This window comes from Nonomuraea sp. NPDC003709, from assembly GCF_040610775.1.
Taxonomy (GTDB): Bacteria; Actinomycetota; Actinomycetes; order Streptosporangiales; family Streptosporangiaceae; genus Nonomuraea; species Nonomuraea angiospora_A.
Genome location: NZ_JBEXMW010000020.1, coordinates 1 through 13,675, shown reverse-complemented (window position 1 = coordinate 13,675; position 13,675 = coordinate 1). Strand labels below are relative to the sequence as shown.

Sequence of the window (13,675 nt, the reverse complement as noted above, 5' to 3'; positions counted from 1 at the left end):
GGGTATGGCGGCTTACTAGATATATGACGATTCTGGTTCTGGGCGGCACGGGCAAGACCGGCCGCCGTGTGGTTGACCGCCTCAACGCTCTCGGCCTGCCCGTGCGGATCGGGTCCCGCCCCCTCTTCGACTGGCAGGACCGCTCCACGTGGCCGACGGCCCTCGACGGCGCGACGGCCGTCTATCTCGCCTATGTCCCCGATCTGGCCTTCCCCGGCGCGTACGAGGACGTCAAGGCATTCACGGAGCTGGCCGTGAGCGGCGGCGTGCGGCGGCTGGTCCTGCTGTCCGGGCGCGGCGAGCCGGAGGCGGAGGCCAGCGAGCGGACCGTGCGGGAGTCCGGGGCCGAGTGGACGATCGTCCGCTGCAGCTGGTTCATGCAGAACTTCAGCGAGGGCTTCTTCTACGACCAGGTGCTCGAAGGCGTCATCGCGCTGCCGGTCGCCGACGTCCCCGAGCCGTTCGTGGACGTGAACGACATCGCGGACGTGGCCGCCGCCGCGCTCAGCCGGGACGGCCACGCGGGCCGGCTCTACGAGCTCACCGGGCCGCGGCTGCTGACGTTCGCGCAGGCGACCGAGGAACTGTCCAGGGCCACCGGCAGGGAGATCTCGTTCGCGCGGGTGACGCCGGAGGAGTACGTGACCGCGGCCGTCAAGAACGGCGTGCCCGAGGAGGAGGCCGCGGGCCTGGCCGCGCTGTTCACCGGCATCCTGGACGGCCGCAACGCCTCGGTGGCGGACGGCGTGCGGCAGGCGCTCGGCCGCCCGGCCCGCGACTTCACCGACTACGCCGAGGCCGCCGCCGCGATGTGGCAGCGCCTCTGAGATCTCACGGGGCCGGTGCTCCTCGTGTCCGTACGGGACTCTGTACGCGACGCGAGCAACCCACCGGCCCCGGCATCCGCTAGCCTCACCCTCGTCACTCCCGCGTTCTCGGAAGGTTGTCGTCGTGATCGGCTGGCTAGAAGCGGTGGTTCTGGGGTTGGTCCAGGGGCTCACGGAGTTCCTGCCGATCTCCTCCAGCGCCCACATCCGGGTGGTCTCCGCCATCGCCGGCTGGCAGGACCCAGGGGCGGCGTTCACCGCCGTCATCCAGATCGGCACCGAGCTGGCCGTGCTGATCTATTTCCGCAAGGAGATCTGGGAGATCATCTCCACCTGGACCAGATCCCTGTTCAACAAGGACCTGCGCGGTCACTGGGCCGCCCGCATGGGGTGGTACATCATCGTCGGCTCGCTGCCGATCGTGGTGCTCGGCGTGACGTTCAAGGACCAGATCGAGACCGTCTTCCGCGACCTGCGCCTGGTGGGCACCACGCTGATCGTCTTCGCCCTCCTCCTCTGGTTCGCCGACCGCACCGCCCGCAACAAGCTCACGCTGGAGAAGCACCTCAGCTTCCCCCACGCCATCGTGTACGGCTTCGCCCAGGCGCTCGCCCTGATCCCCGGCGTGTCCCGCTCGGGCGGCACCACGACCGCCGGCCTGCTGCTCGACTACCGCCGCGAGGACGCCGCCAAATACTCGTTCCTGCTGGCCATCCCCGCCGTGCTGGGCTCGGGCGTCTTCGAGCTGCGCGAGATCGGCAAGGGCCCGGCCCCCGAGTGGGGGCCGACGATCCTCGCCACGGTCATCTCGTTCGTCGTCGGATACCTGGCCGTGGCCTGGTTCCTGCGTTACATCAGCACCCACCGCTTCACCGGCTTCGTGATCTACCGGATCGTCCTGGGCTTCTTCCTCATCCTCGCGGTCACCGCGGGCTGGATCCCGGCCCTAGGCTGACACGAGGGCCGGAGCCGGATAGTACGCCGCCCACGCCTCGTCGCCCATGCGCAGGATCTTCAACCCGGTCCAGCCGAGGGCGACGACGGGCAGGATCCAGAACACCACGGTCAGGGGCCCGTACGGGACGGGGAACGAGACGACGTAGCCGACGAAGACGAGCAGCGGCACCCACCAGCCGACGAAGCCCGCCCGCCACACGGCCGCGGTCAGCAGCGGCAGGCCGAGGACGGCGAAGAAGATCCACGGCATCTGGAAGCCGATGATGACCCCGGGCAGGTTCAGCATCTCGTCGAGGATCCGCTGGGCCTCCTCCGGCGGGTGGTGCTGCCCCAGCCACCACTCCACGGGGTCCATCATGAGCAGCGCGGACGTCGAGAGATAGCCGATCACCGTCATACCCGCCGCCACGTGGCCGAGCCGCGTGGCCTTGCGCCGGGTGAGATGGGCCAGGCCGAGCGCGGCCACGGCCATGAGCATCCAGCTCCAGTGGTAGAGCGCGGACTCGGTCTGGGCCAGCGCGGGGTTCGCGCCGTAGCTGACCGCCTCCCGGTCGTCGCCCCAGGTGCCTGGATCGACGACGACGGCGACGGCCTGGAGCAGCGGGGCCACGATGAGCAGTACGCCCGCCGCGATGCGCCGAAAGGTCACCTGGTCGTTCAACATGCCGCCGACGGTAGGCGCCGCGCCCGCCGCCCGTCGTCCGCCTGCGGACCGATCCGGCGTCCCCTACGCGGTGGAGAAGATCACGTCGGCCGGAGGGTCCGGGGGTAGCGGCTGCAGAGGGCGAAGACGACGGCGAAGAGGGTCCAGGCGGCGACGTACGCGACGGGGTGGGCCCAGGCGTCGCCGACGAGGTCGCCCAGCGCGGCGCGGCCCTCGAAGTAGAGCGCCAGGCCCGCCACCGCGCCGGGGATCGCACCCCACCACCGCTGCCACCACACCTCGTGGACCACCACCTCGAACACGACGAGGGCGATCGGGCCGAACAGCAGGAACTTCAGCCCGGGCGGCTGGGACAGCAACGCGGTGAGCCCCATGACCGCCACCGCCGAGGCGGCCGTCAGGAGCACCACGGCCCCGAAGGGCGCGGGCTCGTTCCGGGGGTCGATGTCTTCGGACATGATCACCATTCTGGCCGACGGCGCGCTACCCGACGGACACGCCCTCCTTCGGGGAGACCGCCTGCGGGCGGTAGGTGGCCAGCGTGAACAGCAGCGCCACCAGCCCGAACGCGGTGGCCAGCACGGTCACGCCCGTCCTGCCGTACCAGTCGAGCGTCGCGCCGCCGGCCAGCCCGGCCAGGAACAGGCCCACGTACTGGGCCGACGACAGCAGCCCCAGGCCGATCGGCACGTTGCCGGGCACCACGGAGACGGTCCTGAACTGCTGGGCGGGGGCCACCAGCCACCCGAGCGCGCCCCACAGGAACGCCCATACGAGGGCGACGGGCAGGGCCAGGTTCGCGACGGGGATGAGGGCCAGGAACAGGGTGCTCGCGCCCAGGGCGAGCAGCACCATCCTGCGCGGCCCGTACAGGTCGGTGAAGCGCCCGCCGAGCTGGTTGCCCACGATGCCGCCGATCCCCCACGCCCACAGCACGGCGGGCAGCGGCAGGTCGATCAGCGACCCGATGTAGGTGTACGCGGTGAACGCCGCCGCGAACATCAGCAGCTGCGTCACCAGCACCGCCAGCACCTGCCGGTCACCCAGCGGCGCGAGACGCTCCCGCAGCCGCCCCGACGTCGGGATCCTGACCACCGGCACCACCGTCGCGACCCAGGCGAACCCGATCACGCCCAGCCCCGCCACCATCCACAGCGTGGACCGCCAGCCCGAGACCGAGCCCAGCCAGGTGCCCAGGGGCACGCCGATCGCGTTCGCGACCGTCATCCCACCCATCACCAGCGCGAGCGCCCGGCCGCGCCGCTCGGGCTCGGTCAGCGCGTTCGCCACGCCGGACGCGGTCGGCGTGAACATCGCCGCCCCCGCCGCCGCGACCACCCGGGTGGCCATGACCAGCGGGTACGTCGGAGCCAGCGCGGTCAGGACGTTGCCCAGCACGAACACGCCGAGGGCCACCAGCAGCACGGTCCTACGCGACAGCCGGGCGGTCAGGGCGGCGAGGACGGGCGACAGCACCGCGTACGCCAATGCGAAGACGGTCATGAGCTGCCCCGCCGCGGAGGACGAGATCCCCAGTTCCTTCGAGATGGGCGGTAAGAGCCCGGCGGTCACGAACATGCCCGTACCGATGGCGAAATTTCCGGCAGCAAGCGGGTAGAGCCGCGAAGTCATGGGGCCTCCAGAAGAAAGTTGGACATGCATCAAACTGACCTATAGTTGGATTGTTGTCAAACAATAGAACGAAGGTAGGGTTTGACCATGCGCCTGCTACCTCACCCGGCAACGGAGGACATCGAGCTCACGGAGGTCCTGCGGGCGCTGTCCGACCCCGTCCGCCTGGAGATCGTCGTCCGGCTCGCCCTCAGCGGCGTGATGAACTGCGGCGAGGCGGGCGACGACCTGGGCGTGCACAAGTCGACGGCCTCGCACCACTACCGGACGCTGCGCGAGGCGGGCGTGGTCATCACCAAGCAGGAGGGACGGCTGAAGTTCATGAGCCTGCGCCGCGACGACCTCGAGTCCCGCTTCCCCGGCCTGCTCGACTCCGTCCTCTCCGCCGCCGGGATCCCGAGCCCTGCCCTGATCCCGAGCGCCGACGTCCCCGCCCCGCGTTGATGCGCCACGACTCGCTGCCCATCCGGCACGTCCTGCCCGACCTGCTCGCCGCGCTCGACCGGCACGGCAGCGCGGTGCTCACGGCCCCGCCCGGCACGGGCAAGACGACGGTCGTGCCCCTGGCCCTGGCCGAGGCGGGCATGCGGGTGCTGGTCGCCGAGCCGCGGCGGCTGGCCGTGCGCGCGGCGGCCAGGCGGATGGGCGTGAGCTACACGATCAGGGGCGAGCGCCACACGGGCGCGAACCCGATGGTCGAGGTCGTCACCACCGGCGTCCTGCTCCAGCGCCTCCAGCGGGACCAGGAGCTCGCCGGGGTGGACGCGGTCGTGCTCGACGAGTGCCACGAGCGGCACCTGGACGCTGACACCTCCCTGGCGTTCCTCCTGGACGTACGCGACACGCTCCGGCCCGACCTGCGCCTGCTGGCCACCTCGGCGACCGCCGACGCCGAGCCGTGGTCCCGGCTGATCGGCGGCCCGATCGTCGCGGCCACCGGCGCCGCGTACCCCGTCGAAACGGTGTGGGCCCCGCCTGCCCGCCCGGTCGCCCCGCCGCACGGCCTCCGCGTCGACCCCGCGCTGCTGTCCCACGTGGCCTCGGTGGTCCGCAGGGCGCTGGCGGAGCGGGACGGCGACGTGCTGTGCTTCCTGCCCGGCGTGGCCGAGATCGCCAGGGTCGCCGGGATGCTGGACGGCGTGGCGGTGCTCCAGGTGCACGGGCAGGCCCCGGCCCACGTCCAGGACGCCGTGCTCGCGCCGGGCCCGGCCCGCCGGGTGGTGCTGGCCACGTCGGTCGCCGAGTCGAGCCTGACCGTCCCCGGCGTCCGGGTGGTGGTCGACTCCGGCCTGGCCCGCGAGCCCCGTACCGACCACGCCCGCGGCCTGGGCTCCCTCACCACGGTCAGGGTCTCGAAGGCGTCGGCCGGCCAGCGCGCGGGCCGGGCGGGGCGCGAGGCGCAAGGCACGGTCTACCGCTGCTGGTCGGCGGCCGACCACGACCGCCTCGCCGACCACGCGCGGCCGGAGATCGCGCTCGCGGACCTGACGGGGTTCGCGTTGCAGGCGGCCTGCTGGGGCGCGCCCGACGCGTCGGGCCTGGCGCTGCTGGACCCGCCGCCGCCCGCCGCGATGTCCGCCGCCGGCCGCACCCTGGAGGCGCTGGGCGCGCTTGACCCGGCCTCGCGGGTGACGGAGCGCGGGCGCCGGATGGCGCTCGCGGGCGTGCATCCCCGCCTGGCCAGGGCCCTGCTCGACCTCGGCCCGAGCGCGGCCGAGGTGGTGGCCCTGCTGTCGGAGCAGCTGCCGCGCGACGCCGGCGACGACCTGGTGGAGGTCTGGCGCGCGGCCCGCCGGGGCGGCACCGGCTTCGCCGCCCGCTGGCGCCAGGAGACCAGGCGCCTCCAGCGGACCGCCGGCACGGGCCGCCCGGACCTGCCCGGCGATGCGCCGGCCGGGACGGCGGTGGCGCTGGCGTTCCCCGAGCGGGTGGCGCGCAGGCGGGGCGGCGGCTACCTCATGGCCTCCGGCACGCAGGCCCAGCTCCCGGAGGGGTCCAGGCTGCACACCGCCGAGTGGCTGGCCATCGCCGTCGCCGACCGGCAGTCGGGCTCGGCCTCGGCCCGCATCAGGCAGGCCGTGGAGATCGACGAGGCGACCGCCAGGCTGGCTCACCCCACCACCACCCAGGACGAGATCGCCTGGCACGTCCCTCCGGGCGAGCGTCGCGGCGACGTGCTCGCCCGCAGGGTCGAGCGTCTGGGCGCGATCGAGCTGTCCGCCGCCCCGCTCAAGGACGCCGACGTCCGCGAGGCCGTCCTGTACGGCCTGCGCACGGAGCCCGACGTCCTGACCTGGACGAAACAGGCCAAGGACCTACGGGATCGCCTGGCCTTCTGCCACCGCGCCATCGGCGCCCCCTGGCCCTCCACGGACGCGCTCATCGACCTGGCCGACCAGTGGCTGGAACCCGAGCTGTCCAGGGCCCGCCGCCGGACCGACCTGGAGCGCATCGACGTGGCCGCGGCGCTGAAACGCCTGATCCCCTGGAGCGAGCGCCTGGAGCGGGCGGCTCCCGAACGCATCGAGGTCCCCAGCGGCTCCCACATCCGCGTCGACTACTCGGGCGACCGGCCGGTGCTGGCGGTGAAGCTGCAGGAGCTGTTCGGCTGGCAGAAGACGCCCGAGATCTCCGGCGTGCCCGTCCTGGTGCACCTGCTCTCCCCGGCGGGCCGCCCGGTGGCCGTCACCGCGGACCTGGCGTCGTTCTGGCGCGAGGGCTACCGTTCGGTACGCGCGGAGCTCCGCGGTCGTTACCCCAGGCACCCCTGGCCGGAGGACCCGCTGACCGCGCCTCCCACCCGCCGCGCCAAGGAGAGACGAGCATGACCAGCGTGGCAGCCGCCGCCCGCGACAACGCCGAGTGGTGCGACGCGATGTGCCGCGCGCACGGCACGCCCGGCGCGTTCGCGGACCGGGCCTGGACCAACCCCGCCAGGACCCCGCCCTTCTACCCGGACGCGGTGACGCTCTCGCCCGACGCGACGGCGGCCGACGTGCTCGGCCGCATCGACGCGGGCCCGGGGGCGTCGGTCAAGGACAGCTTCGCCACGCTCGACCTGCCGGGCTTCGAGGTGCTGTTCGAGGGGCAATGGATCTACCGTGAGCCACCCGGGCGGCGCGAGCCCGCGATCGCCCTGGAGGCGGTGAGCGACGCCGCCGCGCTGCGCGACTGGGAGCGGGCGTGCTTCGACGGCGAGATCGACGGCCTCTTCCTGCCCGCGCTCCTCGACGAGGTCACGATCCTGAGCGGCACGAGAGAGGGTGCCGTCGTCTGCGGCTCCGTGCTCACCCCGCGCGAGCGGGTCGTGGGCGTCTCCAACGTGTTCGGCGACGCCGCGTGGGAGGGCACCCTGGCCGTGGCGGCCGACCTGTTCCCCGGCCGGCCTATGGTCGGCTGGGAGATCGACCCGACGGACGCCCTGCGGCACGGCTTCACCGCGATCGGCCCCCTACGCGTCTGGAGCAAGATCGTCTAGGGTCGGGTTCTCCAGCACCGGGAACCGCTCGGCCCCCACCCCCACGTCCTTGAACCCGCTCGACGTGGCCACGCACACGACGGGCCCGTCGAAGTCCCGCCGCAGCTTCCGGTGTCCCGCGAGCCCGGCCGCGCCCGACAGCTCCTGCCACAGCCCCTGCCCGGCCAGGTCCCGCTGTGCCGCCCGCAGCTCCTCGTCGGTCACGAGCAGGGCCTCGCCGCCGCTGTCGCGCACGGCCACCACCCCGCGGTGCCCGCCGACCGGCCCGGCGATGCCGTACGCGTCGCTGGCCCCCAGCTCGCGGAGCTCGACGATCGCGGCCGGAGCGCCGGTGGCCAGCGCCCGCGCGTGGGGCCCGCCGGCCGCCGTCTCGCAGGAGAACATCCGCGGCACGGCCTCGGTCAGCCCCAGCAGCCGCAGCTCCACGAACCCCTTCCACATCCCGTAGAGCAGCTCGGCGTACCCGGTGGGGGTGAAGACGGCCGCGGGCACGCCTCCAAGCTGCAGGAACAACTCGTAGGCGATCGTCTTGTAGCCCTCGGGCCCGAACGGGTGCCCGGTGTGCGTCACCGTCTGGTTGCTGACCGGGTGGTAGCCGAGCCGGTCGACGACCGCGCGCAGCAGCGGCCAGCGTGCCTCGGCGGGCACGGAGACGACCTTGGCCCCGTACGCGCGCACGAACGCCTGCACGGCGGGCGGCGAGTCCGCCGAGGTCAGCACGATGGCGGGCAGCCCTGCTCGGGCGGCGTAGGCGGCGGCCGAGGCCCCGTGGTTGCCGGACGAGGCCACGACCACGCCGGGCGCGCCCGAGGCGACGGCGGCGCTGACCGCGACCCGGTTGAGGCGGTCCTTGTGCGACCAGGTCGGGTTGCGGGACTCGTCCTTGACGTAGATCCCGTCGAACTCCACCAGCGGCGTCCCGCCCTCTCCCAGCGTGGGCGCCTCCAGCGGCGGCAGCAGTGGCGACCAGCGCGCGAGGTCCGTGCCCGGCTCCTGCTCGAACAGGCGCGGATCCACCCGCCCGTAGTCGTACGTGATCTCCAGCGGATAGGCGATCTCGTCCGTGCTGGTCCTGGGACAGCCCCGCGTCAGCGGCGGGAACAGCGGGAACTCGGTCGCGGGGTCACCCAGCGAGCGCTGGCGGAGGGCAAGGGAGGGTCCGTTCACGTGCATCGACCCTATCGAGCCGCGCGGCCAGGATGCAGACTCTAGTCATGTTGTGGGCAGGCAGGTCCGCTGTAGAGATCGCGACGGCCGTCCGGCGTGGGGACGTCACGGCCACGACCGTCGTCGAGGAGCACCTTCACGCCATCTCGGAGCGGGATTCCAAAGTAGGGGCGTTCCGGCGGATCAGAGAGCGGGCCGTGGAGGAGGCGCAGGCCGTGCAGAAACGGCGCGACCTGGCGGACCTGCCGCTGGCCGGCGTGCCCGTGGCGATCAAGGACAACCTGGAGGTCGCGGGCGAGGCCACCCGCGGCGGGTCCGCGGTCACGGCGGACGCGCCCGCGCCGGAGGACCACGTGACGGTGGCGCGCCTGCGGGCCGCGGGGGCGGTGGTCGTCGGCCTGACGAACCTGCCCGAGCTGGGGCTCGTCGCGCTCGGCGACAGCGCGTACGGCATCGTCCGCAATCCCTGGAACCCGGCCAGGACGGCCGGCGGGTCGTCGGCGGGCAGCGCGGCGGCCGTGGCGGCGGGCATGGTGCCGCTGGCGCTGGGCAACGACGGCATGGGTTCGCTGCGCATCCCGGCCGCCTGCTGCGGCGTGCTGGCCGTCAAGCCCGGCACCGGGCTCGTGCCCCCGCCGACCGACCGCTGGGACGGGCTGACGGAGAACGGCCCCCTGGCGACGACCGCGTCCGACCTGGCGCTGGCGCTGTCCGTACTGGCCGCCGACCCGGCGCTGGCCGAGTCCTGGCGCGGCGGCCGCCGGATCGAGCCACGGCCACCCATGCTGCGCTCGGTCTGGGCGGACGACGACGAGATCTGGGAGCCGCAGCCGCCCCAGGACAGCCCCGAGCCGTTCGACCTGCGGGTGGCGTACGCGCCCCAGCCGCTCCCCGTCGGCCTGCCTGTCGACAGGGAGTTCCAGGCCGCGGTGCGCGGGGCGGCGGAGACGCTGCGCCAGGCCGGGCACACGGTGGTCGAGCACCGCGCCAAGCTGCCCGCCTGGCTCGGCCCCGCCACGATCGCCACCTGGCTCACCAGGGCCGCCGCGTCGGCCGACGGCCTGGACCGGCGCCGGCTCGAACGCCGCACCCGCGGGCTGGCCCGCGCGGGCCGGGTGCTCGGCGCGCTCAAGCTCGACGGCGTGCGCGGCCGGGAGCGCTGGAGCGGCTACGGGGCCGACCAGTGGTTCGGGGACGCCGACGTGCTGATCACGCCCGCACTGGCCACCGTCCCGCCGAAGGCCGAGCGCTGGGGCGAGCGCGGCTTCGTCCGCAACGCGCTGGCCAACATCAGGTACGCCCCCGCCACCGGCCCCTGGAACATGTGCGGCTGGCCCGCCATCACGGTCCCCCTGGCCACGCACTCCACCGCGCTGCCCATCGGCGTCCAGATCGTCGCCCCACCCGGCGGCGAACCCCACCTGCTCGGCCTGGCCGCCCAGCTCCAGGCCGCCCATCCCCCGGTCAGGCCGCCCGGCTTCGCGTTCTGAGCCACTGTTTCGAGCCGCTGTTTCGAGCCGCCGTTTCGAGCCGCTGTTTCGAGCCGATGTTTCGAGCCGCTGAGGGTGCACCTGACAGGTGTACCTCCAGCGGGGCGCTGGCCGGCGTGCGGGCCGTGCCGCAGCCTGGTCCGCATGAACACACGTGAATGGCTCGTGCTCGTCACGCTGTGCGGCGCGACGTTCATGACAGGTCTGGATTATTCGATCATCACGGTCGCGCTCCCCGAGCTCGGCCGCGATCTGGGTTTCGCCACGCGGGGCGACCTGCAGTGGGTGGTGACGGCCTGCCTGCTGCCGACGGCCGCGTTGATGCCGCTGTTCGGGCGGGTGTCGGACGTGGTGGGGCGGCGCAGGCTGTTCGCGGCCGGCGTGACGGCGTTCACCGGGTTCTCCCTGCTGGCGGCCCTGGCCCCGGTGCCCGGGGTGCTGGTCGGCGCCAGGGCCGGGCAGGGCGTGGCGGCGGCCATGATCGGCCCGACCGCGCTGGCCCTCATGACCACGGCCTTCGCCGAGGGCCCGAAGCGTACGAGGGCGATGGGCGTCAACGGGGCGCTGCTCTCGCTCGGCTTCGTGGCCGGGACCATCGGCGGCGGCCTGGTCACCAGCGGGCTGAGCTGGCGCTGGACCATGCTCATCCTGGTGGGGATCGGCGTGGTCGTGCTGGTGGGCGCGCTCACCGTGCTCCCCGGCGACTCCGGCGGGAGCGCCGTCCGGCTGGACGTGCCGGGGGCCGTGCTGGCGAGCGGCGGGCTGTTCGCCCTGGTCTACGGTATTTCTACGCTCACGTGGGTCGGCGTAGCGGCGGCCGTGCTGCTGCTGGGGGCGTTCCTCGCGGTCGAGGCCAGGCACGCCGCCCCGCTGGTGCCACTACGGCTGCTGCGCCGGCCCACGGTGAAGTGGGGGATGGCGGTGGCGCTGGTGACGTTCGGCATGTGCGGCGGGGCGACGCTGCTGCTGAGCATCTACATGCAGGACGTGCTCGGCTGGTCCGCGCTGCGGACGGGGCTCGGGTTCCTCGGCGAGGGCGTGGCCGCCCTGGTCGCGGGCGGTCTGGCGGCCCGGCTGATCGGCGCGTACGGCGCCCCCGCGACCGTGGCGGCCGGCCTGACCGCGCAGGCCGTGGGGACGGCGACGATGGTGTTCCTGCCCGCCTCGGGAGGGCTGGGGGTGCTGCTGGCCACCTCGGCGGCGATGGGGTTCGGTCACGTGCTGACCGTGGTGGCCGCGATCACGACGATCACGTCCGGGCTCGACCCGGCCGACCAGGGGGTGGCGGGCAGCCTCGCGCAGATGCCCACGTTCGTCGGGGCGATCGGGGTGGCCGGGCTGACCGCCGTCGCGTCGGCGTACGCCGAGCTGCTGACGGGCCTGCACGCGGCGTTCGCGGTGGCGGGGGCGGTCGCCCTGCTCGGGGCGGCCGGGGGCGCCCTGCTGCTGCGCCGCGCTACCCCTGCCACAGCAGGCGTCTGAGCGGCTCCTCCGAGCCGGGCTCCGGCTGGAAGAGCACCACGCCCTGCCCCTCGTCGTCGGGCGTACGCAGCAGCTCGGCGGTGAGCGTGACGACGCCGAGCTCGGGGTGGCGGTAGCCGCGCGAGATGGAGGCGCAGTTGCTCACCGGATGCCGCGTCCACATGGCCCTGAACTCGGCGCTCCCGGCCGTCAGCTCGTCCACCAGCGCGCGCAGCCCCTCGTCGCCGGGGAACTTGCCGAGCGACACCTGCAGGTACGCGATGTCGTCCAGGGCCTTGCTCTCCCAGTCGACGTAGAACTCGCGGGAGCGGGGGTCGAGGAAGTCCATGCGGGCGAAGTTGGGGCGCGGCTCGCGCTCCGGCGCGTCGAAGTCCAGGTGCGGGGTGAACAGCGCGTGCGCGAGCCGGTTCCAGGCCAGCACGTCGGCGCGCCGGCCCACCGCCCAGGCCGGCACCTCCGTGAACGACTCGACCATGCGCCTGATCCCGGGCCTGAGCAGCTCAGGCCCGACCGGCGGGCGGGACCGGACGGCGCGGGCCAGGCGGTGCAGGTGGGCCCGCTCGTCGTCGTCCAGCCGCAGCGCGCGGGCGAGCGCGTCGAGCACCTCGTCGGAGACGTTCGGGCTCTGTCCCTGCTCCAGCCGGGTGTAGTAGCCGACGCTCAGGCCCGCCAGCGGCGCCAGCTCCTCCCTGCGCAGCCCGGCCACGCGCCGGTGCCGCACCCCCGGCCCGAGCCCGACGTCCTGCGGCTTGAGCCGCGCGCGCCGGGCCCGGAGGAATTCACCGAGACTCATCGATGTGCCATGCTCAGATCCCGACCGGATGCCAGACGGTCTTGGTCTCCAGGAACCGCGTCATCCGGCCGGTCCCCGGGTCGGCCGCCCAGTCCTGCCGGGAGGGTCGCAGGACGCGCTTGAGGTTCTCCGCCGCCGCCTGCTCGCAGCTCAGCGCCAGGTCGGCGTCCTCGACCCCGGTCAGGTCGAGCCCGTTGACGTCCATGTGCGCCGCCAGCCAGGGCGCCAGCTCGGCCTGGTGCCCGGTGAGGACGTTCACCACGCCCCCGGGCAGGTCGGACGTGGCCAGGACCTCCGCCAGCGTGATCGACGCGAGCGGCGTGCGCTCGGACGCCACGACGACGCACGTGTTGCCGGTCACGATCACGGGCGCGACCACCGACACCAGCCCGAGCAGCGGATCGGCGGGCGCGATCACGGCCACCACGCCGGTCGGCTCGGGCGAGGACAGGTTGAAGTACGGGCCCGCGACCGGGTTGGCCGCGCCGTGCACGGCGGCGATCTTGTCGGACCACCCCGCGTACCAGACGAGCCGGTCGATCGCGGCGTCCACCTGCTCCAGCGCCGCCTTCTTGCCGCCGCCGACCTCCTCGGCGAACTGCGCGCGCCGCCCCTCCAGCATCTCGGCGACCCGGTAGAGGATCTGCCCCCGGTTGTAGGCGGTGGCGCCCGACCAGCCGGGGAACGCCTTGCGGGCGGCCACCACGGCGTCGCGGGCGTCCTTGCGCGAGGCGCGGGACGCGTTGCCGAGGAATTCGCCCTTGGCCGAGGTCACGGGGTAGGACCTCCCACTCTCCGAGCGCGGGAACGCCCCTCCGATGAACAGCTTGTAGGTCTTTCTGACGGACAACCTACTCATCGCCCCGCCCCCTCCACGTGGACTCCTGCGACATCTGGACCGGCACGAAGACCTGGCCGCACCGGCTCACGCCGCAGCGGTGGGCGTACCAGCCGGTGCGTACGGGCCGCCCGGCCCTGGCGAAGGCGTGACCCCTGGTGGCCTGTGCCCGCCGCCTGGCGCGGCGGGGACGGCGATGCTCACACGTCAAGGTAGGCCTCCAATCCGTGCAGACCGCCTTCGCGGCCGTAACCGGACTCCTTGTAACCGCCGAACGGCGAGGCCGGATCGAACTTGTTGAACGTGTTGGCCCACACCACCCCCGCCCGCAACCGGTCAGCCATCCA

The 13,675-nt window shown here is 73.6% G+C and carries 15 protein-coding genes; 7 read left to right on the top strand and 8 right to left on the bottom strand.

Going from position 1 to position 13,675, the window contains the following annotated elements:
• Positions 1 to 23: 23 nt before the first annotated feature.
• On the top strand, positions 24 to 827 hold the full coding sequence (locus tag ABZX61_RS45075) for an NmrA family transcriptional regulator (RefSeq protein WP_355204023.1): 804 nt from the start codon (positions 24 to 26) through the stop codon (positions 825 to 827).
• A 124-nt stretch (positions 828 to 951) separates the two neighbouring features.
• Complete coding sequence (locus ABZX61_RS45070; RefSeq protein ID WP_350741849.1) at positions 952 to 1,782, top strand: undecaprenyl-diphosphate phosphatase; 831 nt, start codon at positions 952 to 954, stop codon at positions 1,780 to 1,782.
• Here ABZX61_RS45070 and ABZX61_RS45065 read toward each other — a convergent pair.
• The 3 genes from ABZX61_RS45065 to ABZX61_RS45055 all read right to left on the bottom strand — a co-directional run bounded on the left by ABZX61_RS45065 (position 1,774) and on the right by ABZX61_RS45055 (position 4,080).
• A complete protein-coding gene (locus tag ABZX61_RS45065) occupies positions 1,774 to 2,448 on the bottom strand; it encodes a hypothetical protein (protein WP_350741847.1) in 675 nt (224 codons plus the stop codon). The two genes, ABZX61_RS45070 and ABZX61_RS45065, sit on opposite strands and share 9 nt — an antisense overlap.
• Before the next feature lie 80 nt (positions 2,449 to 2,528).
• Complete coding sequence (locus ABZX61_RS45060) at positions 2,529 to 2,906, bottom strand: hypothetical protein (RefSeq protein WP_355204020.1); 378 nt, start codon at positions 2,904 to 2,906, stop codon at positions 2,529 to 2,531.
• 25 nt (positions 2,907 to 2,931) lie between these two features.
• The gene (locus ABZX61_RS45055; RefSeq protein ID WP_355204017.1) at positions 2,932 to 4,080 is read right to left on the bottom strand and encodes an MFS transporter; all 1,149 of its coding nucleotides are present in this window, start codon (positions 4,078 to 4,080) and stop codon (positions 2,932 to 2,934) included.
• 87 nt (positions 4,081 to 4,167) lie between these two features.
• Here ABZX61_RS45055 and ABZX61_RS45050 point away from each other — a divergent pair, with 87 nt between their 5' ends.
• From ABZX61_RS45050 to ABZX61_RS45040, 3 genes are read left to right on the top strand one after another with little or no spacing between them, the layout of a single operon-like run.
• A complete protein-coding gene (locus tag ABZX61_RS45050; RefSeq protein ID WP_350741841.1) occupies positions 4,168 to 4,524 on the top strand; it encodes a helix-turn-helix transcriptional regulator in 357 nt (118 codons plus the stop codon).
• Positions 4,524 to 6,908 carry an ATP-dependent helicase HrpB gene (hrpB, locus tag ABZX61_RS45045; RefSeq protein ID WP_355204013.1) on the top strand — a complete coding sequence of 795 codons (2,385 nt, stop codon included), beginning with the start codon at positions 4,524 to 4,526 and terminating at the stop codon, positions 6,906 to 6,908. The genes ABZX61_RS45050 and hrpB overlap by 1 nt, the downstream gene beginning before the upstream one ends.
• The gene (locus tag ABZX61_RS45040; RefSeq protein ID WP_355204010.1) at positions 6,905 to 7,558 is read left to right on the top strand and encodes a hypothetical protein; all 654 of its coding nucleotides are present in this window, start codon (positions 6,905 to 6,907) and stop codon (positions 7,556 to 7,558) included. Before hrpB ends, ABZX61_RS45040 begins: the two co-directional genes overlap by 4 nt.
• Here the strand turns inward: ABZX61_RS45040 and ABZX61_RS45035 are convergent.
• Entirely contained in the window at positions 7,532 to 8,725 is a 1,194-nt protein-coding gene (locus tag ABZX61_RS45035; RefSeq protein WP_355204007.1) for a pyridoxal-phosphate dependent enzyme, read from the bottom strand. The two genes, ABZX61_RS45040 and ABZX61_RS45035, sit on opposite strands and share 27 nt — an antisense overlap.
• A gap of 47 nt (positions 8,726 to 8,772) precedes the next feature.
• Here ABZX61_RS45035 and ABZX61_RS45030 point away from each other — a divergent pair, with 47 nt between their 5' ends.
• Positions 8,773 to 10,215 carry an amidase gene (locus tag ABZX61_RS45030; RefSeq protein ID WP_355204004.1) on the top strand — a complete coding sequence of 481 codons (1,443 nt, stop codon included), beginning with the start codon at positions 8,773 to 8,775 and terminating at the stop codon, positions 10,213 to 10,215.
• Between the two features lie 144 nt (positions 10,216 to 10,359).
• The gene (locus tag ABZX61_RS45025) at positions 10,360 to 11,697 is read left to right on the top strand and encodes an MFS transporter (RefSeq protein WP_355204001.1); all 1,338 of its coding nucleotides are present in this window, start codon (positions 10,360 to 10,362) and stop codon (positions 11,695 to 11,697) included.
• Here ABZX61_RS45025 and ABZX61_RS45020 read toward each other — a convergent pair.
• The 4 genes from ABZX61_RS45020 to ABZX61_RS45005 all read right to left on the bottom strand — a co-directional run.
• Positions 11,672 to 12,490, bottom strand: coding sequence for a helix-turn-helix transcriptional regulator (locus tag ABZX61_RS45020; RefSeq protein ID WP_355203998.1), 819 nt, complete (start codon positions 12,488 to 12,490; stop codon positions 11,672 to 11,674). The genes ABZX61_RS45025 and ABZX61_RS45020 overlap by 26 nt on opposite strands.
• Positions 12,491 to 12,503: 13 nt before the next feature.
• Positions 12,504 to 13,349, bottom strand: coding sequence for an aldehyde dehydrogenase family protein (locus ABZX61_RS45015; protein ID WP_350741827.1), 846 nt, complete (start codon positions 13,347 to 13,349; stop codon positions 12,504 to 12,506).
• Positions 13,342 to 13,539, bottom strand: a complete 198-nt coding sequence (locus tag ABZX61_RS45010; RefSeq protein WP_185070165.1) for a hypothetical protein — start codon at positions 13,537 to 13,539, stop codon at positions 13,342 to 13,344. Before ABZX61_RS45010 ends, ABZX61_RS45015 begins: the two co-directional genes overlap by 8 nt.
• Positions 13,529 to 13,675 (bottom strand): aldehyde dehydrogenase family protein (locus tag ABZX61_RS45005; RefSeq protein WP_355199946.1); only part of this gene is annotated, 147 nt, incomplete at its 5' end. The genes ABZX61_RS45010 and ABZX61_RS45005, both read right to left, overlap by 11 nt.